The organism is Clostridium intestinale DSM 6191 (assembly GCF_900130055.1).
In the GTDB taxonomy this organism is placed as follows: domain Bacteria; phylum Bacillota; class Clostridia; order Clostridiales; family Clostridiaceae; genus Clostridium_T; species Clostridium_T intestinale.
Genome location: NZ_FQXU01000005.1, coordinates 1 through 22,391 on the forward strand (window position 1 = coordinate 1; position 22,391 = coordinate 22,391).

Here is a 22,391-nt window from a genome sequence, read left to right on the forward strand (position 1 = left end):
GGAATGTCAAGACCAGATGTTAGAAATGCATACCCAGAGTATATTAATTCAGATAAGAGTGGATATGAGTATGATATAAATACTACATCTATCCCAGCGGGAACTCAAAATATAAAAGTACAAGCAATAGGAAATGATGGAACTATACAGGAGAGTACTAGTATAGTAAACTTAGAGAAACGTGCAGCCTATACATGGCTAGATGAACCAATAATTAACAGTCCAATAAATGGAAATATAAAAGTAAGAGGCTGGGCAGTAAATGCATCAGGAGTAAAAGAAGTTAAGATATATGTTAATAAAACATATATAGGAAGTGCTAATATTGGTATTTCAAGATCGGATGTAGGAAAAGTGTATCCAGAATACATTAATTCTAGTAATAGTGGATATGAGTACACTGTAGATGTTTCTAATATAGCTCCTGGTATTAAAGAATTATCTATACAATCAATAGGTAATGATGGTTCTTCACAAACGTATACGTCCAATGTGAATATAATTAAGCCAACTCCTAAAACTTATATTGACGAACCAACAATTAATTCGTCAGTTAATAATGATTTGAAGATAAGAGGGTGGGCAGTAAATGCATCAACAATAAAGGAGATAAAATTATATTTAGATAATAACTATGTTGGAAGCACTGGAGTAGGGCTCCCAAGATTAGATGTAGGGAAAGCATATCCAGAGTATAGAAATGCAGGTATAAGCGGGTATGAATATACAATAGATACATCATCTTTGAATCAAGGAATTAAGACGATTAAGGTTCAAGCAATAGGCTATGATGGAACTCTAGATGAGACAACAGTTAAAATTAATATTGTTCATAGTACTACTACTTATATCCCTTATCCAAAATCTTTTAATTCATATGTAGATATTCAAATGGAAAAGAAACCATTAATACAAGATAGAACTGCTTGGAGAGAAGCAACAAAAGATGAGATTTCTTATTATATGAATCCTTTAAATTTTGTTAATGATTCTTATGGAAAGTATATGTTTTTAAAGCTTACTTATAGTGAAGGAATACAAGCTTATCAATTAAATAATGTTTTAAAAGGGAAAGGTGTGCTAGATGGGAAAGGACAGGCATTTATTGAGGCTGGAAGAAGAGCAAATGTCAATCCCATATATCTAGTTGCACATGCATTACTTGAAACAGGAAATGGAACTTCTGCTTTGGCTGGAGGCGAGATTACTGTGGACAAGATTCATGAAGAGTTTGGAAATGTAAAATCACAATCAAAAACTGTCGAACCAAGAGTAATATTTAATATGTATGGAGTAGGAGCTTTAGACAAAGATGCTAATCTGTGGGGAAGTGAAAAAGCTTATAGTGAAGGATGGTTTACAGTAGAAGATGCTATTATAGGTGGTGCGAAATGGATTGGAGATGGTTATATAAATAGTACAACCTATAATCAAAATACATTATACAAAATGAGATGGGATTTCTCAACTAGCTCAATGTGGCATCAATATGCTACTGATATTGAATGGGCATATAAACAGACTGTTAGAATAAAAAGTATAATTGATTCTATGGATAATCCTGTAATTCATTTTGAAATTCCAATATTTAATTAATAAAAGATAAAAGTGTGATGAATCATCACACTTTTATCTTTTAATATTCTACTGCAGAGGGATATTAAAAGATTTTAAGATAATCTTGTAAACTTAACATAAAAGAGATATCATAAACTATGCTTAATAATAATAAAATTATATTTTACATACTATGTGAATTTATATAACAACTGCGAAATGAGTTTGGACAATTGCTTACAAATTTAATATAATGTAGATAGTATTTGGAGGTAAGTTGAATAATCATGTAAAAGGATGTATAAAACTTGAAATTTATTTTAATTATTGAAAAGCTATAAAATTGAAAAAAGAGATTGTTTCTATATATAGGTATAGAACTTAGCAAACCAGTTTATTATCTGGTAGTCATGATTTAAGGGAGGAAATATTGATGAATAAGCTTAGAAGAGCTAGTATTTTACTAGTAGTACTGTTGGTAACCACTATGATAGTCTCGTGCTCGAAATCTAAAACAATTAAATTAGATACAACTCCAGAGGAAGCAACTAAAATGTATTTAGATAGAGTATTTAAAAATGATAAATCTATTAAAGATGAATTAGGATATAATGATGCAGAATATATAGAACTTTTTATGCAACTAGATAAACAATTGGTAAATAAACTTTCAAAAATAAAAGTCGAAGAGTTTGCTGTTACACGACAAGTAAGATATAGAGTAAGAAGTGAATTTTTTACTGGATTATCTAAATTACAATATGAAATATTACCAGTATATCTAAAAGAAGATACTGCAAAAGTTGAAGTTAAGATTAATGCATTTGATTTTAATAAAATAAAGGAAGATAGTTTAGCTAAAATTGAAAAAGAACGTTCTGAAAGCATTTCAATGACAGACAAAGAATATGCAAATTTACTATTTAAAGCTATTGGAGCAAATTTTGAAAAAGGAATTTCATCTGAAGTAAGTACATCTGTTGAAGTTTATCTAACTTTAGAAGACGGTATTTGGGTACCATTAAATAGAGACCTCATGAATGTCATGAAGATGGTTTTACCTGTTTAACATACTAAAATTAAGTATAAGAAATACATATTATTATAAATTTAGAAGCAAATACTACAACGAAATAATCAAAAAAACTTTTATGCGGTTCTAAAAAGGGTAAAATGTTATCCATTTTAGTTTTTCTGAATTAATTAGAAAAATATCTGAAATAGCTGAAAAGTAATCAGTTTTTGCTAATAATTTAAGTGAGATGGTTAAGAGATTTAAAGTTTAAAAGTATTTTTAAAGATAGTAATGGTCTATTTTCGGCTATTGCTATCTTTTTTTATAGTTTGACTTAAAATTTTCCCTATGATAAATTAAAGGTGTTAAGTTTGTGGCTATATTCAAACTTCTTAAATTTCATTTTACAATCTGAATTAAGAGAGGATGTAGTTATGTTAAAAGATGATATTCTTAAATATTTAGAGGTAAAGACAGAGAGTTTTATTAAGGGACATGAAAATGAAGATTATACTGCAAATAAGATCTCTGAGGTATTTAAGGTTAAGAGAAATACTGTCAGCCATTATATTAATCAGATGGTAGAGGAAGGTCAAGTAATAAAGATAAATACTAGGCCGGTGTATTTTCTTCATAGGAGAAAGTTTGAGGAGTGTTTTTTTAAGGTATCGAGAAATATATATTCAAGCTTTGAGGAGCTTTATTTAGAAGAGCCTATAATAGATAGTTACGATATATTTAATAATCTTATAGGTGCTGAAGGAAGTTTAAAAAAGGCTATAGAGCAGATAAAGACATCTATATTTTATCCAAGTGATGGACTTCCACTTATGCTTAATGGACCAAGTGGAGTAGGAAAAAGCTATATAGCGGATTTGATTCATAGATACAGCATAGAGATGGGTGTTATTTCGGAAGATGCACCATTTATAATATTTAACTGTGCCCAATATTATAATAATCCAGAACTATTATCTAGTAACTTATTTGGATATGTTAAGGGTGCTTTTACTGGGGCAGAAAAAAATAAAATAGGTATGCTGGAAGCGTCAGATGGCGGAATATTGTTTTTAGATGAGGTACACAGATTAAATGAAGAGGGACAGGAAAAGCTGTTTACCTTTATGGATCAGGGAGTATTTAAAAGAATGGGAGAAAGCGAAGAATGGCATAAGGCAAAGGTTAGGCTTATATTCGCAACTACTGAATCTCTAACAGATACTTTCCTAAAGACCTTCTTAAGACGTGTTCCTATATTTGTTACAATACCTGGTTTAGATGAAAGAGGAAATAAGGAAAAGCTTCAGTTTATCTATAATTTTTTGATTGGTGAAGCTAAGAATTTTAATAAAACTTTATCTATATCAAAACCTGCTATTGAGTCATTGCTTTCTTATAAGTTTAAAGGAAATGTGGGAGAGCTTGAAAATGCTATAAAATATACCTGTGCTTCAGTATACTCTAGAAATGTTAAAGCTGAAAAGGTTGTGATTAGGCTTAAGGATATGCCAGAGAAATTACTGCATGAGGTAATAGAGCTAAAGAGTTTTAATATTAATAAAAGCAGCGATGAAACCATAATAACACCAAATACAAGGCTTGAGGAACTATTTGAAAAAGAAGAGAGTATACTACAAATTATTAAAAATACCTATAAGCAAATTTTTAGTTTATATAGTGATTATAAAAGAAAAGATGAAACTGTAGAGTTCTTTGAGAAGAATGTTTTTAATGAAATTTATGCTTTAATTGATACCTTAGTTTTTGAGAAGTCTTATACTACTGAAAATACTATGCTTCATTTTACAACTTCTAGTCTACAGGATGTTTTTAGATATATGGAGGCAAGTTATAATGTAAAGTTTAATGGAGATAGCATTTACACTATAGCGTACTTTTTATATTCTAAGGGTTCTGAAATAATAGAGTGGGATAAGGATTCAGAGAAGCTTAAGGAGCAGTTGTATAATTATATACTTTCCAATAATAATGAGGAGTATCAGCTAGTGTCAAAGCTTATAAAGCTTATTTCTAGCAAGATGGATATAAGCTTGAATATGGAGGAGGAGATTTTTCTTTCTTTTTATTTAAAAAGCTTAAATATTGAAAAACAAAACAATTATCCTAAGGCTGTTATACTTGCCCATGGTTATGCAACAGCTAGCAGCATAACTAATGTGGTGAATAGGATGCTTGAGAAAAATATATTTGAGGCTTTTGATATGCCTATAGATATATCTATTAAAGAGATATCCTATAAGTTAATAGAATATATAAAGAATAATGATGTTTCAAAAGGGCTTATTATACTTGTGGATATGGGATCACTTAAAGATATATATTCTAAAATTGAGGATTATATAAATGGACCTGTTATAATCATTAATAATGTTTCTACTCAAATGGCTTTGTATGTTGGAGATATGTTAAGGAGAGAAGTCTACTTAGAAGACATAATAACAAAGCTAAAGGAAAATAATAAAACTGAGTATGAAATAATCTATCCAGTAACCTTTAAGGAAAAGGCAATAGTAACCTCCTGTGCTACTGGTATAGGGACAGCTAAGAAGATACAAAAGCTATTGGAGCAGAGTATACCTAAGGATTTAAGTATAAATATAGTTGTACATGACTACGAAAGGTTAAAAGCTCATGGAACAAAGGAAGCAGTTTTTCAATTATATGATGTTTTAGCTGTGATTGGAACCATGAATCCTGATATTGATGAGATAAATTATATATCTTTAGAGGATTTAATATCTGGAAGAGGTGAAGATAGACTTATTAAGTTATTTGATGGAATAGCTGACGAGAGGATTATAAGAAATATTAATGATAATATAGTCCGTAATTTCTCTCTTGAGAGTGTTGTAAGTTTCTTAACTATTCTTGATACTAATAAGATATTAGAACATGTAGAACAATGTTTAAGCAATCTTGAGGTTTTTATGGGTAAAAGACTTCCTAATGATAAAAAGATAGCTTTATATGTTCATACCAGCTGTCTTGTTGAGAGATTGATAAGGCAGGCACCTATTAAGGATTATCCTGATATAAGCGAGTTTTCAAAGTGTCAAAAAACTATGATTGATTATATACAAAAATCCTTTAGTGTCATAGAAGAGATTTATAATGTCAAAATTAACATTGAGGAAATAGGGTATATTTATGATATACTTTCGGCTAAAATAGAGAGTTTAGAAGAGTTTTAGAAAATTTAAAAGAAGGCGTGCCACTATATTGGCACGCCTTTTGCTATATATAATAATTGTAAAATGAAATAAGAAGTAGAAGTTAGAAAGTAGTAATTAATGATAGAAAGGATGAAGTTTAGTTAATGAGGAGTTTTTTGTTAGCTACCCATGGATATTTTGCAGATGGAATATATAATTCCCTAAAGATAATAATGGGGGAGCAGAATAATGTGTCTACGTTATGTGCATATGTAGATGGAAAAAATGATTTAAAGAAAGAAGTTCTTAAGATAATAAATAAGATGAAAGAAGATGAGGAATTAATAGTCCTGACTGATATTTTTGGTGGAAGTGTTAATAATGAGTTTATGAATTACATTGGGCAGGGAAAAATCCATCTTATTTCCGGGTTAAATCTACCATTGTTAATAGAACTAATATCAAGGCAAGAGGAGGAGGATATTGAACTTTTGATAGAAGATGTTTTGGTGGGCAGCAAAAAAACTATTCAGTACTGTAATAGTATATTAAAGTTTGCTGAAAAAGTTGAAGATGAGGATTTTTAAAGTAAGTATTTTAAGAAAGTGAGGGATTCATATGATAAAGCTATTAAGAGTAGACCATAGATTATTACATGGACAGGTGGCATTCTCCTGGACTAGTTATTTACAAGCAGATTGTATCTTAATTGCAAATGATAATGTTGTTTTAGATGATTTGAGAATGACAACTATAAAACTTGCAAAACCAAGTGGAGTAAAGCTTGTTATAAAGAATATTGAGGATTCAATCAAAGCAATAGTTGAAGGTAAAACAGATAAGTATAAGCTTTTTATAGTTGTTGAATTTTTAGGGGATGCAGCTAAGATAGTTAAAGCTGTAAAGAATATAAAAAGTATAAATCTTGGTGGAACTAAACCAAAAGAAGGAACTATATCTATTTCAAAGGTTGTTCATCTTACAAAGGATGAAATTAAGATGATAGAGGAATTAAATAATGATGGTATTGAGGTTGAGGTTAGACAGGTTCCTAGTGAGAGTAAGGCAAAAGCTATGAGTTTGATAAAGAATAAATAAAGGAGGAATTATTATGGAAACATTATTAATTGGCTTAATTGCAGTTTTCGGTTATCTTGAGTATTTTTTAGGGACACAAATGATTCAAAGACCTATAGTAATGGGTACTTTAGTAGGCTTGGCATTAGGAGATTTGAGACAAGGACTTATAATAGGCGCTGCAATTGAATTAGTATTTATGGGAGTAGCGGCTATAGGTGCTGCTATACCACCAGAGGTTACTGCAGGGGGAATACTTGGAACAGCCTTTGCTATTAAATCAGGAGCGGGAGCAGAAGTTGCACTTGCTTTAGCATTACCTATAGCAACAATAGGTTTGTTAGCTAAGAACTGTATATATTTACTTATTAGACCTATATTAGCTCATAAAGCTGATAGGTATGCTGAGGAAGGAAATGCAAGAGGCATTGAAATGATGCATCTCATGTCAACTTTCGTATTTGTAGTATCTATGAGTTTGATAGTTACAGTATCTTTTAATCTAGGAAGCGGAGTTGTTGAATCTTTCTTAGCAATGGTTCCTAAAGTGATTATAAATGGTTTATCTGTTGCTACTGGATTATTACCAGCTGTAGGGTTTGCTCTTTTAGCTAGAATGATTATGACAAAACAAGTAGTTCCATTCTTTTTCTTAGGATTTGCTATAGCAGCATATTTGAAGGTACCAGTTATGGGAATAGCAATCATGGGTGTTATTGCTGCACTTATAGTTACTAATAATAGCAACAATAATGTAGATAAGGGGGTAGTGGAAGATGACAACGAATTCTAAAGACAATAAGAAAATAACAGACAAGGATTTAAGAAAAGTATTTTGGAGATCTTTTACTCTTGAAGGATCTTGGAACTATGAAAGAATGGCTCATTTAGGATATGCATATTCTATGATACCTGTTCTTAAGAAATTGTATGACAAAAAAGAAGATTTAAGTAGAGCACTTAAAAGACATTTGGAGTTTGTAAACATAACACCACAAATAGTTACCTTATTACTTGGAATATCGACTGCAATGGAAGAACAGAACTCTAATGATGAGAATTTTGATGAAAGTTCAATATCTTCAGTTAAGACTGGACTCATGGGACCAATAGCTGGAATAGGAGATTCTTTCTTCTGGGGAACTTTAAAGATAATAGCAGCAGGTGTTGGTGTTTCCTTATCAGCTCAAGGAAGTATATTAGGACCGATATTATTTTTACTTATATTTAATGTGCCTCACTGGATACTTCGTTATATATGTATGTTTGGAGGATACAGATTAGGAACTGGCTTACTGAGCAAAGTTGAAGAGTCAGGATTAATGGGAAAAGTAACTTATGGTGCATCAATATTAGGGCTTATGGTTATAGGAGCCATGACAGCATCTATGGTAAGCTTTACTCTTCCTTTTACTGTAGGAAGTGGGGATACAGCAGTAGCATTACAGGACATTTTAGATGGTATCATGCCGGCTTTATTACCATTAGGTTTAACAGGGTTAATATACTATCTTTTAGGTAAAGGAGCTAAGGCAACACATATTATTTTAGGACTTATAGTAGTAGGAATAGGAATCGCAGCATTATCATAGCTAATAGTAACTTTTTAAAAAGGAGAAGATTATATGAATGAAACTATGTATACCTATATTTTAGAAGAGGAAGAGGTTTGCAAGAAAGTATTAAAAGAAAGAAAAGAAAAAACAGCTCCTTTTCTAGAAATTCTTAAAAATAACAACAGCAATAAGCTTGTGTTTTTAGCTACAGGTTCTTCAGTAAATGCTCTTAATTGTGCCAAGTATTATATAGAAAATATGCTTAACATAGAAGTACAAATAAAAATGCCTGGTACATTTATATATTATGATAAGGTTTTTGATAAGGATTCTATAGTTATTGCAATATCTCAAGGTGGAAAAAGTACTTCAACTATTGATGCTTTAAAGAAAGCTAAAGAAATGGGAGCAAAGGATGTTTTAGTTGTTACTGGAAATGTTGATAGTCCTATATGCAGCTATGTTTCTAAGGTAATTGACATAAACTGTGGAGAAGAAAAGGTAGGTTACGTAACTAAAGGATTTACAGCTACAGTATTAACTTTAATGCTTATGGCTTTAGAGGGAGCTTATTTAAAAAATAAGATAGATGAAGAGATATATAATTTAGAAATTATGAAGTTAGAGAAGGTAATAAGCAAGATACCGGACAGTATTAACAAGAGTAATGACTGGTATGAAGCTAATAAAGAAGAGTTTGTATTAGCTAAAAGAATGAAAACTGTAGGATATGGTCCAAGCGTTGGGGTTGCTTCAGAAAGCAATACTAAAATAGCTGAAACTGTTAGGATTCCTATATCATCCTTTGAGCTTGAAGAATATACTCATGGCCCTTATTTAGAATTAAAGGATGATCATTATATGTTTTTCCTAAAAACTTGTGGGGATATGAAAGAGAGAATAGATAAATTAGAAGAGTATTCAAAGAGGACAAGCAACTACTGTTACACAATAACTTATGAAGAAACTGCTCATGATAAAAAGACACTAGCACTAGGTTATGATGAGGATGAAGATTTTAGTACATTATTATTTGTTATCCCAATACAAATTTTATCTTATAGATTAGCTGAAGATAAGGGGATACCTTTAGGGATAAGAATCTTTACAGATTTTCATTCATGCTTATCAAGTAAGCTACAATAAAATAACTAGGAGGAAAGAAAATGTTTAATTTTGATGAGAAACACTATTTACAATTAGGAAAGGATGCCTACGCACTAAGACCTGAAGTAGAGAAATTAGCAGATGATATTTCCAAAAAGGGTTTTGAAAATTTATTTTTCATAGCATCAGGAGGCTCACTAGCAGTTACACAAACTTTTGAGTACATCTGGAAAACTAAATCTAAAATTCCTGTTTATTCAGAGATAGCAGCTGAGGTTATATTAAAGGAAAATAAACAATTAACAGAAAAGTCTCTTGTAATATTACAATCAAAATCAGGAGATACAAAAGAAACTGTACAAGCTGCTAAGTATCTTAAAGAAAAAGGAATACCAACTGTAGGTATTGTAAGAGTATCTGGCTCTCCTCTTGATGAGTTAGTAGATTATTCAATAGTAGAGAAAGTAGAAAATTTTGCTGGTAGCGATCCAGAGAATATGATTTTATATTTCTTATTGTTCCGTTTACTACACAACAATGGAGAATTCCCAGAGTATGAAAGATTTGCTGATGAGCTTAAAAATCTTCCAGAAGCTATGGTAAAAGTAAGAGGACAAGCGGATAAAAAGGCAGAAATCTTTGCTGAAAATTATAAGGATGAAACTTATCAACTTTGGATTGGAAGCGGAAGCCTATGGGGAAAAACTTATTCTTATGCAATGTGTGTATTAGAAGAAATGCAATGGATAAAATCAAAATCTATACAAGCTGCTGAGTATTTCCATGGAACTCTTGAAATAGTTGAGGAAGACACTTGTGTAGTACTAATAAAAGGTGAAGACGAAACTAGATTAATATGTGATCGTGTTGATAACTTCACAAAACAGTACACTAAAAAGTTCACAGTAATTGACACAAAGGATTATGAAGTAAAAGGTATAAGTGACGAATTTAGAGTAATAATAGGTCAAATGATAGTTACTGCTGTAGTTGATCGTATAAGTGTGTACTTAGAGAAAAAGAGAAATCATTCTCTAGATACAAGAAGATACTATAGAGTTTTAGAATATTAATATATTGTATGAAATAGGGTAAGAGAAAGAGGCGTTTTGAAATGCAATTAGCATGTCAAAACGTCTTAAATTTTTTTATAATAAAATAAACAAATTTAGAATTATTTGGTATAATATTGGTATAAAAAATAAAATATGTATTTTTATGTAAAAGGAGGGGTTGTTGTGGAGTATTTTAATTTAACACATCCACAGAGAGGTATATGGGAAACTGAAATGGTCGTTAAGGAAACTCCTATTGGGTGTATAGGAGGAACTATATTTTTTAATGAGGAGGTCAATGTAAATGTTTTAGAAAAGGCTATTAATAAACTAATAGAGGTTAATGATTCTATTAGGATTCATATTAAAATGGTTGATTTTAATCCTGTGCAGTATGTTTCTAGTTATAGCTTTAGGAACTTTAAGATGGTTGATTTTTATGGTAAATCTAAAGAGGAGCAGGAAAAGTGGGTTAATAAGAATATGAGGGCTCCATTTAGTTTATATGAAGAAGATTTATTTGATGTTGTTATTATAAGAGCTTTTGATGGGGAGATTGGGTTTTATCTTAAAATTCATCATATTATAGCTGATGCTTGGACTATGGCTTTAATTGGCTCTCAAGTTATGGAGTATTATAAAGTCTTAATGGAGGGAGAAGAGTTAGCTTTTGAGGTTAAGCCTTCTTATATAGAGTATGTGGTTAGTGAAAATAATTATCTAACTTCATCTAAATATGAAAAAGACAAGGAGTATTGGGATGAAAAGTTTAAATATAAGCCTACTTTTTCCTCAATGAAGACAAGGGATAAGGCTTCTTATAGTACTTTGGCAAGTAGAAAAACTTTTATTATTAATGAAGAACGGTTAGATAAGATAAAGAATTTTTGTAGAGAAAACTTAATTTCTCCTGGGGTTTTATTTGAAGCGGCTATAGGAATATATATCGAGAGATTTTTTGATATTAAGGATGTAACTTTAGGAGTTCCTGTTTTAAATAGAAGAGATAAAAGAGAAAAAGCAACAAGTGGAATGTTTGTAAGTACTGTTCCTATGAGAATAGAAATAGATAAAAACAATACCTTTTTGGAGTTATGTAAGATCATAGGGAAGGAACACAGGCAGGTATTTCGTCATCAAAGATATCCTTATAGTGTTTTGTTGTCTGAGATAAGAAAAAAACATAAGATTAAGAATAATCTTTATGATATTAGTGTGTCTTATCAAAATGCTAAGATTGTTAAGTGTGATGAAGGTGATAATTTTAAGACTAAGTGGTATTTTAATGGGCATTTGTTAGAGTCTATTTGTTTACATATAGATGATAGGGATGACTTAGGTGTTTTGGTTTTGAATTTTGATTATTTAGTGGAGTTATTTACAGAAGAGGAGATTGAGGATTTATATAATACTTTAATGCTTTTTATTAATCAAGGAATTGAGATTATGAGCTTAAAGCTTCATGAAATGGAGTTAGTTAATGATAAGGAAAGGTATAATCTTTTATATGGGTTTAATAATACTTTAGCTGATTATCCAAGGAATAAATGTATACATGAGCTTTTTGAAGAACAGGTAGAAAAAACTCCTGATAATATTGCTCTGGAATATGAGGGGAAATTTTTAACCTACAAAGAATTAAATAATAGAAGTAACAATCTTGCTTTAATTCTTAGAAGTAAGGGAGTGGGCTCTAATGTAATAGTGGGATTGTTGTTAGAAAGGTCATTTGAAACTATTATAGGGATTTTAGGAGTTTTAAAAGCAGGAGGGGCTTATCTACCAATAGATCCAGATTATCCTGAGGAAAGAATAAAATATATGATAGAGGATAGTGGAACTAAAATGGTGTTATCTTCTGCTAAGTTTAAAGACAAGCTTTTAAATGTTCAGTGTATATGCATGGATACTCTTAATAAATGTGAAGAAGAGGTTTCTAATTTAGACATAAGTTATGATTCAAAAAATCTTGTTTATTTAATCTATACATCTGGTTCTACAGGTAAACCTAAGGGAGCTATGATAACTCATAGTGGAGTTGTTAATTATATTTTGTGGGCAAAAAAGATTTATTGTGATAATAAAGCTGTTAACTTTCCCTTATTTACTCCATATTCTTTTGATTTAACAGTTACCTCAATTTTTACACCAATTATATCAGGGGCAGCCATAATAATATATAGAAATGAAAATATAAAGAGAACTCTAGATAAAATTATTGAGGAGGATAAGGTGGGGGTAATGAAGCTTACTCCAACTCATTTAAACCTTTTTAAAAATGTGCACACTAATAAGGTTAATAAACTAATTGTAGGCGGGGAAGATTTAAAAACTGAAGTAGCTAAAAAAGTATATAAAGAATTTAAGGGAAATATAGAGATTTATAATGAATATGGACCTACAGAAACTGTGGTTGGATGTATGATTTATAAATATGATTATTTTAGAGATAATAAGGAATCTGTTCCAATAGGGGTTCCTAGTGATAATGTTATGATTTATATTTTGGATAAATACATGAAGCCTGTACCAGTAGGTAAAAAGGGAGAGATGTATGTATCTGGAGCTGGGGTTGGAGCAGGTTATATAAATAACGAAAAAATAACGAAAGAAAGATTTATTGAAAATCCTTTTGTCTTAGGTGAGAGAATGTATAGAACAGGGGATTTAGGAAAGTGGACAAAGAGTGGGGATATAGAATATTTGGGAAGAATAGATAACCAAATCAAAATAAGAGGCTTTAGAGTTGAGGTTGGAGAGATAGAGAAAAAGATTGAGGGATATGAGGGGATAAGTCAAGCTATAGTTAATGTTTATAAGGATAAAAGTGGAAAGAAACATTTATGTGCCTATTATGTTTCTAAAGAAGATATAGAAACACAAAAGGTTAAAGGCTTTCTTAAGGAAACTTTAGCTGAATATATGGTTCCAACATATTTTATAAAAGTAGAGGCTTTTTCTATTACTCCTAATGGTAAAGTTGATAGAAATAATCTTCCAGAGCCAGAAATTAATAATATAAGAACTAAAGCCTTTGTAGTTCCAAGAAATGATTTAGAGAGAAAAATAGCTAGGATTTTTTATGATTTGTTTGATACTAAAAACATAGGTATTGATGATAATCTCTTTGATGATCTTGGTGGAGATTCATTAATAGCTATTCAACTGCAGATTTTAGCTGAAAAGCAAGGTATAAAGGTAGAGATAGAAGAAATCTATAAATATCCAACTATAAGAGAACTTGCCTCTGGATTAAATGAGGGAAAGAGTGAAGTTAATGAGTACGATGACTTAGATTATTTGGATATTTCTAATAGATTTAGGAAGTTTAATAATAAAAAAGAGATGAAAAATGTCTTATTAACTGGGGCAAGTGGATTTTTGGGAACGCATATATTATTTAAACTTTTAAGTAGTTATAAAGATGTTAAGGTAACCTGTTTAGTAAGAGATGAAAAAAGATTTTATAGTTCTCTAGAATATTATTTTGATAAACCAGATGTAGTTAATATGAAAAGGAGAATAAGCTGCGTAAAAGGTGACATAAGGGAAGATAATTTAGGACTAGAATTAGATATATATAATAAGGAAAGAAATGAAATAGATACAGTTATTCATACAGCTGCAAATATTAAGCATTTTGGGGTTTATGAGGACTTTTATAAAACCAATGTTAAAGGAACAGAAGAAGTTATAAAATTTTGCTTAAAGTCAGGAGCTAGGATGTATCACATATCTACTATGAGTGTTTCAGGACAAGGGATTATAAAACAAAGTCAAAAGATGCCAGAGTTTAGTGAAAACAATCTTTATATAGGTCAAGCTTATAAGGATAATGTATATATTCACACTAAATATTTAGCTGAAAAAGCTGTTATTGATTCAATGGAGAAGGGCTTAGATGTTTGTATTTTAAGAGTTGGTAACTTAATGTGGAGAGAGGGGGATGGGAGATTTCAGAAGAATCCTAAAGACAATGGATTTATAAATAGAACCCTTGCAATCCATAAACTAGGAGTTACCTGTAAAGAACTCCAGAATTCCATAATTGATCTTACTCCTGTTGATAAATGTGCAGAAGCAGTGATTAAAATAGCTAAATTTACTGAAAGCTGTGGAGTATTTCACTTAATAAACCATAATGAAATAAGTTATATAAAACTATTTGATATGCTTAATAAGAAATTAAACACAATATCAACGTTAGATTTCTACAATATTGTTAATGCTAATAAAGAAGAGGACAAGGTTGGAGTTTTATATCTATATTTAAATGGAATAAAGGAAAATATGAATACTTTAAGTGTAAATATAAAATTAAACTTCACTAAAGAGTTTCTTAAGGGAGTGGGGTTTGAATGGAACTGTGTGGATGAAGAGTATATTAAGGGGGTTGGGGTGTTTTAGAAACGAGAAGTCGAGAATAAATAAGTTTTTAAGAGTTGCTTTGAAATATTAAGCAGCTCCTGTCGATAGTAAAACTTATTATTTAATATAAATAATTTTGCTCATTATGGTATAATGATTTAAGTATTTACGGATTTATTCTATTTGGAGGTAAAAATGCATAATAAATTAATTTCTATTGTAGTTCCAATGTATTATGAAGAGAAGGTTGCTGACGAATGTTATAAAAGATTGAAAAAAGTAATGAATGATAATGAGATAAATTATGAGTTTATATTTGTTAACGATGGGAGTAAGGATAAGACATTCGAGATTCTTAATAAGATAGCAGAGGAAGATAACAATACTAAGATAATAAGTTTTTCAAGGAACTTTGGACATCAAATTGCAGTTACTGCAGGAGTAGATAAAGCAAAGGGAGATGCTGTGGTTGTAATAGATGCTGATTTACAGGATCCACCAGAACTTATTCCTAAAATGATTGATTTGTGGAATGAAGGGTATAAGGTTGTTTATGCTAAAAGAAAAAAGAGAAAGGGCGAATCTTTCTTTAAACTTTTTACAGCAGGCATGTTTTATAGAATTTTAGATAAGATGACTGATATAGATATACCTTTAGATACTGGTGATTTTAGACTTATGGATAGGGATGTTGTTAATGTTCTTAAAACAATGAAAGAAAATAATAGATTTGTTCGTGGAATGGTTAGCTGGGTAGGTTTTAAGCAAACACCTATTGAATATGAAAGAGATGAGAGATTTGCAGGGGAAACTAAATATCCATTAAAGAAAATGATAAAGTTTGCATCAGATGGTATAATATCTTTTTCAGCAAAACCACTTAAACTTATGGGATCTTTAGGGGTGTTTTGTGTTTCCATATCATTAATTATATTTTTGTATGCTTTAATTAGAAAATTAACCAATGATGTTAATGTGGTATCTGGATGGGCATCTATAATGACTGCGGTAACTTTTTTAGGGGGAGTCCAATTACTAAGTATATCAGTTCTAGGTGAATACATAGGAAGAATATATGATGAAAGTAAAGGAAGACCTCTATATGTAATAGAGAAGGAAGTAAATATAGAATAGTAGCTTGAGGTGGTAAATTGTTGAATTCAAAAAATAAAATAAATCTAATATATTATTCTATAATTTCTTTTATAGAGAAATATTATTTTATATTTTTTACACTTATAATGCTTGTAATAGGATATATATGCTTTAAAAACCTTGGAGCACTTCCTGTACAAGATTGGGATGAAGCTAGACACGGCATTAGTGCATATGAAATGTTTAAGAACAATGAATATGTAGTAAATACATATAATTATACCAATGACTATTGGAACTTAAAACCGCCAATGAGTTTTTGGGCTATAATAATGTTTTTTAAGATTTTTGGAGTTTCTATATTCTCTATGAGATTATATTCAGCTGTATCTATGTTTATAACTATTTGTATTGTAGGATTATTTATAAGAAAAAGATATGGTAGACTTGAATCAGTAATATCCTTAGTTTTATTTGCAGCATCTTCACCACTATATTTAAGTCACATGGGTAGAAGTGGTGATGCTGATGCAATGTTTGTATTATTTTTCACCTTATCTATGCTTTCCATGATGTATATAGAAAAGACAAAAAAAGCATTATATTTTTCAGGACTCTTTTTTTCCTTAGCTTTTTTAACAAAAAGCTGGCATGCTTTTTCAATAGTAGCTATAGGTGGGTTATTTTTAATATTTAGTGGGGAGATAAGTAAATTAAAAATAAGACAATGGATAGCATTTATGACTTCTTTTGTAGCACCAATTTTAGGGTGGATAGTTGCTAGAATTTATAAAGATGGAACTTATTTTTTAACAGAGATGGTTAGATATGATTTGTTAGAGAGGAGCAAAAATCCACTTGAAGGACATACAGGTTCTGTATGGTTTTATTTTAAAAGCATTTTAGATAGTAATAGAGTTTTAATGATTACACTTACAGTAATTATGGCTATATCATTAATATTGTATTATAGAAATATTAAAATTAAAGAGTATGATACAATAGCGCTTATATTATGGATAGTAGTTCCTCTTGCTGTGTTTACTTATGCAAAAACTAAGATAGCGTGGTATATACTTCCGATATATATACCTTTGTATATTGTTGCAGCAAGAGCAATAGGGAAAATAATAAAAGATAGAAGGTCGTTCTTAATTATAAAACTAATTATAATTATATTAATATTAGGAGTATCTGCTAAAGAAATTAAATTTAATATATCAGCGGTTAGAAATCCAGGTGCTGACTTGATACAAAATTTTATATCTAAAAATGTTGCTGAAAATAAGGGGATTCATAGCTCTAATGCATATATAGAAATTGAAAATAATCAATGGTCTCAAGGCAGGCTTTTAGTAGCAGAGTTTTCAGCAGATTTATTATGTAAAAATGGAGGAATTGAAGAATTTATGAAAGAACAAAAAGATAGCATTATAATTATAAGTGAAGATAATTATAATAAAAATAAAGACAGGGTTACTAGTTTGGAAATACTAAACCAGGATAATGGTCTATACTTATTAAAAAATAGATAAATTAAATATTTATTTATTGTAGAAGGTGGAGTAATGACAAGTATAATAAATCTTATTAAAGGAAAAAAGGAATTCATAAAATTCGGTATTGTAGGTGTATCAAACACATTAATAACCTTTGTTGTTTATAATATTCTATTAAAACTAGGAATTAATTATTTAGTAGCTAATATTATAGGGTATATATGTGGAATGATAAATGGATTTATCTGGAGTAAAAATTGGGTATTTAAAGTTAATAATGAGTCTAAGATGTATTTTATAAAGTTTGCTTTGGTCAATTTATTATCTTTAGCAGTTAGTACAGGGATTCTTATGGTTTTGGTTAAACAGCTTAGCTTTAATACTACTATAGCTCAATTAATAACTACTTGTATAACTGTAGTTATCAATTACTTATTAAATAAAATATGGACATTTAAAGTATAAACTTTTACATATTTAAAGTATAAAAGTTGAGGGGTATTATTTAGTTATAGCCTTCAACTTTTTTTATTTATGTATAAAATATATTTAAACCTTTTTCCTATTTCAATCGTATTATTAGTGAAGGGGGAAGTGAAATGATGGATTCTTTTGTGCGCACAAATAAGGAAGTTTCAGAAATATATGAATTAAAAAATTTTGAAAGTTTAAAGCCTAGTTATGGAGCAAAACAAAGAATGTTAGAAAATGTACTGAATAATTCTAATGACAAAACTCCATATATGTTTATATATGCAAAAAGAGCAATTCCGCTATTGATTTTAGTTCTTGTGTTTGGTGGAACATTAGTATTTTATAATTTAAATAAAAAAGGTTACGTAAATGATGATTTTATTATAGAAGACAATATTGCAAGAGTTACAAATCAATTTAAAATGGAGAATAAGACCTATAATATTTTATCAGAAAGCGAAAAATCTGAGTTTAAATTTCCGAAAATAATTAATGATAAAGATATTGGGGATAAACTTACGACTATTTCTACAAGTGTTGATGAATCTTTAATAGGAAAAGAGGTTTATAGATATATTCCAGCTGGTTGTGATGGAATTGTTGCTGTAAAGGTAGATAATGAATATAAACTTTTTAAATTCTTTTGGTTTGATAGTTATATAAATAATAAGGATGAAGATACAAAGGCTTATCTTGAGCTTTATGGGATAAATAAGGGTGAAGATATTTCAAAAATTCAATTTATAAAAAACGGAAACAGTATAATAAATGAAATTACTGATAAATCTAGGATATTGGAATTTTATAATTATTATTCTATAATCCCAGATTCAAGTGATAAATATTTTAATAAATTATTTAACTACAAAAAATCTAAAGAGCAAGTTGTACCAGAAGTAAAAAGTGAACCTAAAGAACTTCCTCCGGATTATAAAGATAATACAAGTTCAAGTAATACTATTACATTTAATAATATTGAAGAAGTTAAAGATATACAAATACCAATTGAAGTAGATATGATTATGAATACTAATGAAATTAAAGATACGCAAAATTCAACACCAAGCTATGAAGGTTCTGTGGGAGATGCTTTAGGAAATTCAGTAACTATTGGAATCTATAATCAAAAAGGTGTGTATTTTACTTCAGAATACTATCCAAATATAAGTTTTATTTCAAGACATGAGGTTAATACGGATTTTAAAAAAATTTTAGATGAATATGTTAAGTAGGATAAAAAGAGTTGCTGTTTAAGCAACTCTTTGTTGCATTATATACTTGTATTTTAAGCGTATTATACTAATATAAGGAAAATGTGTTATTATATTAATAGTAAAGTTATGGAGAAATAGAAGAGAGAATATAAGCTATGAGGAGTGAAATATATGAGGAAATCAGCATTAAGAATAGTTAGTTATTTATTGCTATTTGGACTTATTTCTGTTGTTGGAGGATGTAGTTTAAAAGAAAATACTACTAAAGCTGTGGTGAATGAGATTAAAAAAAGTGATATTATGCTAAAAGATATCTCAGAAGATCTTGAAAGTTTTCAATATTATAAAGCAGAAGAAAAAGATATTACAGATAAGTATGGAGAAAAGTTGTTGACCCCTAAATATTTACCAGAAAGATTTAAAAGTTATGGCGTATATTTAAGTGATTCAGTGAAGGAATTACCTGTGGTAAAGCAAATATGGTATGATCCAGATAAGCTTGAAGTTTTCACAGTTACTCAATCTAAAAAGAATTCTGATCCAGATAGAGAAGATGAAATACATTTTACGGATATGAGAGAAGATGGAAAGAAAATAAGTGATGAATGCACTTGGGCTAAATATGTGACTACTTATGGGTTTAGTCGTGGAGGAACCTTTGGGTATGGGCATATGTTTGTAAATGATGAAAATAATAGAGATGAGTATAATAAAATATTAAAATCTTTAACTCAATAGTTTAAAAGGAGGTATTGTAATAGATGAGAGAAGATATGAAATACAATGATGGACTATATCAACTTAGAGAAAATCAAATAGATTTAATAAAAAGAATTATGATAAATAATAAAGAAGCAATCCCTGGGGGAGTAGTTTTTTATGGGGACTCTATAACTGAGTTATATGATATAGATAAATTTTATACTGAAATAAATATTAAATATAATTCTGGAGTAGGGGGATTTACTTCAGAAACTCTTTTGTGGATTATTGATGAAGGAGTTATTAAATACAAACCTAAGGTTGTTGTGTTAGGGGTAGGGACTAACGATTTGGGTAATGCAAGCATGAGAAGCCCTAGAGATATTTCATATAATATTCAAGAATTAATAAGGATGATTTCTAATAATCTTGAAGGAGTAGAAATAATAGTTTTATCTGTTCACCCCTGCGATGAAGAATCAAATGGTCCAAAGGCAGGTAAAGTTTTAAGAAGTAATAGAATAATAAAAGCTTTAAATGAAGAGATAGAATTGATTTGTAAAAGATTTGATAATGTAAGCTTTAAAAATGTCTTTGATGTTTTATACAATAAAGAGAGTGGTAATATATATGATGAGTACACAACAGACGGATTACACCTTACTGAGGAAGCATATGTTAGGCTTACTAAAGAAATTAAACCTTTAATAATTGAAAAAAGTTTATCTTGAAAAAATATATAAAACCATTTATACTTAAAACAATTAAATATAGATTCTAGGAGAAATTCTAGGAGAGGTTCGTAACCATCCCTCTATAAAAAACTAGGAATTAGCTTAAGCATTTATTTGTGTTTGGCTTTTATTACTTGTGATTTAAGAACCTCTAGGTATATTCCTAGAGGTTTTATTAGTTATGATTAATTTTAGGGATGGGAGACCATCCCTTTTATTTTTATAAAAATTAGGAGAGTGTAAATGAAAAGAAAAGTAATAATTGATTGTGATCCAGGAATTGATGATGCTCTGGCCTTAATTTTAGCCATAAAATCTAATGAATTAGATATCTTAGGTATAACTATAGTTTCTGGAAATGTACCTGCCTTGCAAGGGGCTAAAAATGCTAAAAGGATTTTGAAGCTTTTAGGTAAAGAGGAGATAAAAATATATGTTGGAGAGGAATATCCTTTAGTAAGAAAGTTAGTTACAGCAGAGGATACACATGGATTGGATGGCCTTGGAGAAACTAATTACAACTTTAATGAAGATTTAATAGAGTACGGTGGTGTAGATTTTATTTTAGAAAAGGCTAAAGAAGGAGATGTAAGCATAATTGCTTTAGGACCTTTAACTAATCTTGCAAAAGCTATAGAAAAAGATAAGGAAGCTTTTAATAGTTTAGAAGAAATAGTATCTATGGGAGGTGCTTTTAAATCTCATGGAAATTGTTCACCTGTGGCTGAGTTTAACTACTGGGTTGATCCAGAGGCTGTTAAGGTGGTTTTAGATAACTTGGAGATTCCTTTTACTATGGTGGGATTAGATGTAACTAGAGAGGTGGTACTTACCCCAAACTATATTGAACTTATTAACCAAATAGGTGGGGATATAGGAAGGTTTGTTGTGGATATTACAAGATTTTATGTGGATTTTCATTGGAAACAGGAAAGAACATTAGGTTGCATAATTAATGATCCTTTGGCTGTGGCTTATTTTATTGATAGAAGTTTATGCAAGGGCTTTACTTCTTATATGGATATAGTTACGGATGGAATTGCTGTAGGACAAACTGTTGTTGATGTAGCCAATTTTTATAGAAAAAAGCATAATGTACGAGTATTGACTGATGTAAATTCAAAGGAATTTATGAAGTATTTCCTTAATACTCTTTTTGAAGATTATAAAGAAGAGATAGAAAAAATAGTAGACAATAATTAATTAATAGGAGATAGAAAATGAAAAATAATAATACTTTTAAATTAGTAATAATGGCCTTAGGTGTTGTATTTAATATAGTAGGAGGATTTATAGCTGTAGGGCTAAAACTACCTATATATTTAGACACCATTGGAACTTTTATGTCCGCATTTTTCTTTGGACCAATAGCTGGAATATTAACGGGAGCTGTAACTTCTATAATTAATGGAGTTAGCTTTGACCCTGTATCTTTATATTTTATGCCGGTTCAAATAATAATAGGTTTAACAGCAGGATTGCTTTATAAAAAAGGTTTGTTTAAAGGAAAACTTGCTGTTTTAGGAACCTTGGTCGTGACTTTAATTGGGTCAGTTATGGCTTCATTAATAGCAGCCTATGTTTTTGGTGGAATAACTTCATCAGGAAGTTCATTTATTGTAATGTATTTAAAAGAGGCAGGGGTTAATGTAGTAGCAGGGGTATTTTCAACTCAGATTATAAGTGATATTTTAGATAAAGCTATAGCTGTAGCTTTAGTACTTAAAATAATGGATATAATCCCAAGGGACTAAAAGAGAGAAGT

The 22,391-nt window shown here is 29.8% G+C and carries 18 protein-coding genes and 1 riboswitch; all 18 genes read left to right on the top strand.

The features are described 5' to 3' along the window. On the top strand, positions 1 to 1,596 hold a 1,596-nt coding region (locus BUA92_RS06720), incomplete at its 5' end, for an N-acetylglucosaminidase (protein WP_175550871.1). A gap of 394 nt (positions 1,597 to 1,990) precedes the next feature. Continuing rightward, the gene (locus tag BUA92_RS06725) at positions 1,991 to 2,626 is read left to right on the top strand and encodes a hypothetical protein (protein ID WP_073018038.1); all 636 of its coding nucleotides are present in this window, start codon (positions 1,991 to 1,993) and stop codon (positions 2,624 to 2,626) included. A gap of 380 nt (positions 2,627 to 3,006) precedes the next feature. After that, positions 3,007 to 5,784, top strand: a complete 2,778-nt coding sequence (locus BUA92_RS06730; RefSeq protein ID WP_073018040.1) for a sigma-54-dependent transcriptional regulator — start codon at positions 3,007 to 3,009, stop codon at positions 5,782 to 5,784. Positions 5,785 to 5,909: 125 nt separating this feature from the next. Then, the gene (locus BUA92_RS06735) at positions 5,910 to 6,332 is read left to right on the top strand and encodes a PTS sugar transporter subunit IIA (RefSeq protein ID WP_073018042.1); all 423 of its coding nucleotides are present in this window, start codon (positions 5,910 to 5,912) and stop codon (positions 6,330 to 6,332) included. Between the two features lie 31 nt (positions 6,333 to 6,363). Then, positions 6,364 to 6,843 carry a PTS sugar transporter subunit IIB gene (locus BUA92_RS06740; protein WP_073018044.1) on the top strand — a complete coding sequence of 160 codons (480 nt, stop codon included), beginning with the start codon at positions 6,364 to 6,366 and terminating at the stop codon, positions 6,841 to 6,843. Positions 6,844 to 6,856: 13 nt separating this feature from the next. Further along, positions 6,857 to 7,615: a PTS mannose/fructose/sorbose/N-acetylgalactosamine transporter subunit IIC gene (locus BUA92_RS06745; protein ID WP_242950097.1), complete on the top strand. Its 759-nt coding sequence runs from the start codon at positions 6,857 to 6,859 to the stop codon at positions 7,613 to 7,615. Beyond that, positions 7,599 to 8,414, top strand: a complete 816-nt coding sequence (locus BUA92_RS06750; RefSeq protein ID WP_073018049.1) for a PTS system mannose/fructose/sorbose family transporter subunit IID — start codon at positions 7,599 to 7,601, stop codon at positions 8,412 to 8,414. Before BUA92_RS06745 ends, BUA92_RS06750 begins: the two co-directional genes overlap by 17 nt. 33 nt (positions 8,415 to 8,447) lie before the next feature. Further along, the gene (locus BUA92_RS06755; protein ID WP_073018051.1) at positions 8,448 to 9,524 is read left to right on the top strand and encodes an SIS domain-containing protein; all 1,077 of its coding nucleotides are present in this window, start codon (positions 8,448 to 8,450) and stop codon (positions 9,522 to 9,524) included. A 20-nt stretch (positions 9,525 to 9,544) separates the two neighbouring features. Then, the gene (locus BUA92_RS06760) at positions 9,545 to 10,558 is read left to right on the top strand and encodes an SIS domain-containing protein (protein ID WP_073018053.1); all 1,014 of its coding nucleotides are present in this window, start codon (positions 9,545 to 9,547) and stop codon (positions 10,556 to 10,558) included. 165 nt (positions 10,559 to 10,723) lie between these two features. After that, complete coding sequence (locus tag BUA92_RS06765) at positions 10,724 to 14,947, top strand: non-ribosomal peptide synthetase (protein ID WP_073018055.1); 4,224 nt, start codon at positions 10,724 to 10,726, stop codon at positions 14,945 to 14,947. 156 nt (positions 14,948 to 15,103) lie between these two features. Then, a complete protein-coding gene (locus tag BUA92_RS06770) occupies positions 15,104 to 16,042 on the top strand; it encodes a glycosyltransferase family 2 protein (RefSeq protein ID WP_073018057.1) in 939 nt (312 codons plus the stop codon). A 20-nt stretch (positions 16,043 to 16,062) separates the two neighbouring features. Next, the gene (locus BUA92_RS06775; protein ID WP_073018059.1) at positions 16,063 to 17,538 is read left to right on the top strand and encodes an ArnT family glycosyltransferase; all 1,476 of its coding nucleotides are present in this window, start codon (positions 16,063 to 16,065) and stop codon (positions 17,536 to 17,538) included. A gap of 33 nt (positions 17,539 to 17,571) precedes the next feature. Beyond that, entirely contained in the window at positions 17,572 to 17,967 is a 396-nt protein-coding gene (locus tag BUA92_RS06780; protein WP_073018061.1) for a GtrA family protein, read from the top strand. A gap of 134 nt (positions 17,968 to 18,101) precedes the next feature. Next, positions 18,102 to 19,208, top strand: a complete 1,107-nt coding sequence (locus BUA92_RS06785; RefSeq protein ID WP_073018063.1) for a hypothetical protein — start codon at positions 18,102 to 18,104, stop codon at positions 19,206 to 19,208. Positions 19,209 to 19,361: 153 nt separating this feature from the next. Then, positions 19,362 to 19,928: a hypothetical protein gene (locus tag BUA92_RS06790; RefSeq protein ID WP_073018065.1), complete on the top strand. Its 567-nt coding sequence runs from the start codon at positions 19,362 to 19,364 to the stop codon at positions 19,926 to 19,928. Between the two features lie 23 nt (positions 19,929 to 19,951). Continuing rightward, on the top strand, positions 19,952 to 20,623 hold the full coding sequence (locus BUA92_RS06795; RefSeq protein WP_073018067.1) for an SGNH/GDSL hydrolase family protein: 672 nt from the start codon (positions 19,952 to 19,954) through the stop codon (positions 20,621 to 20,623). Between the two features lie 58 nt (positions 20,624 to 20,681). Further along, positions 20,682 to 20,726: riboswitch (PreQ1 riboswitch) on the top strand. 143 nt (positions 20,727 to 20,869) lie between these two features. Beyond that, entirely contained in the window at positions 20,870 to 21,829 is a 960-nt protein-coding gene (locus BUA92_RS06800) for a nucleoside hydrolase (RefSeq protein ID WP_073018069.1), read from the top strand. Between the two features lie 17 nt (positions 21,830 to 21,846). Continuing rightward, positions 21,847 to 22,380, top strand: a complete 534-nt coding sequence (locus tag BUA92_RS06805) for an ECF transporter S component (RefSeq protein ID WP_073018071.1) — start codon at positions 21,847 to 21,849, stop codon at positions 22,378 to 22,380. The last annotated feature ends 11 nt before the right edge of the window (positions 22,381 to 22,391 follow it).

What these genes read in the sequence shown, in the direction of transcription:
- BUA92_RS06725 (WP_073018038.1), top strand. Translation starts at nt 1,991, where the DNA reads ATGAATAAGCTTAGAAGAGCTAGTATTTTACTAGTAGTACTGTTGGTA.
- BUA92_RS06730 (WP_073018040.1), top strand. Translation starts at nt 3,007, where the DNA reads ATGTTAAAAGATGATATTCTTAAATATTTAGAGGTAAAGACAGAGAGT.
- BUA92_RS06735 (WP_073018042.1), top strand. Translation starts at nt 5,910, where the DNA reads ATGAGGAGTTTTTTGTTAGCTACCCATGGATATTTTGCAGATGGAATA.
- BUA92_RS06740 (WP_073018044.1), top strand. Translation starts at nt 6,364, where the DNA reads ATGATAAAGCTATTAAGAGTAGACCATAGATTATTACATGGACAGGTG.
- BUA92_RS06745 (WP_242950097.1), top strand. Translation starts at nt 6,857, where the DNA reads ATGGAAACATTATTAATTGGCTTAATTGCAGTTTTCGGTTATCTTGAG.
- BUA92_RS06750 (WP_073018049.1), top strand. Translation starts at nt 7,599, where the DNA reads ATGACAACGAATTCTAAAGACAATAAGAAAATAACAGACAAGGATTTA.
- BUA92_RS06755 (WP_073018051.1), top strand. Translation starts at nt 8,448, where the DNA reads ATGAATGAAACTATGTATACCTATATTTTAGAAGAGGAAGAGGTTTGC.
- BUA92_RS06760 (WP_073018053.1), top strand. Translation starts at nt 9,545, where the DNA reads ATGTTTAATTTTGATGAGAAACACTATTTACAATTAGGAAAGGATGCC.
- BUA92_RS06770 (WP_073018057.1), top strand. Translation starts at nt 15,104, where the DNA reads ATGCATAATAAATTAATTTCTATTGTAGTTCCAATGTATTATGAAGAG.
- BUA92_RS06780 (WP_073018061.1), top strand. Translation starts at nt 17,572, where the DNA reads ATGACAAGTATAATAAATCTTATTAAAGGAAAAAAGGAATTCATAAAA.
- BUA92_RS06785 (WP_073018063.1), top strand. Translation starts at nt 18,102, where the DNA reads ATGATGGATTCTTTTGTGCGCACAAATAAGGAAGTTTCAGAAATATAT.
- BUA92_RS06790 (WP_073018065.1), top strand. Translation starts at nt 19,362, where the DNA reads ATGAGGAAATCAGCATTAAGAATAGTTAGTTATTTATTGCTATTTGGA.
- BUA92_RS06795 (WP_073018067.1), top strand. Translation starts at nt 19,952, where the DNA reads ATGAGAGAAGATATGAAATACAATGATGGACTATATCAACTTAGAGAA.
- BUA92_RS06800 (WP_073018069.1), top strand. Translation starts at nt 20,870, where the DNA reads ATGAAAAGAAAAGTAATAATTGATTGTGATCCAGGAATTGATGATGCT.
- BUA92_RS06805 (WP_073018071.1), top strand. Translation starts at nt 21,847, where the DNA reads ATGAAAAATAATAATACTTTTAAATTAGTAATAATGGCCTTAGGTGTT.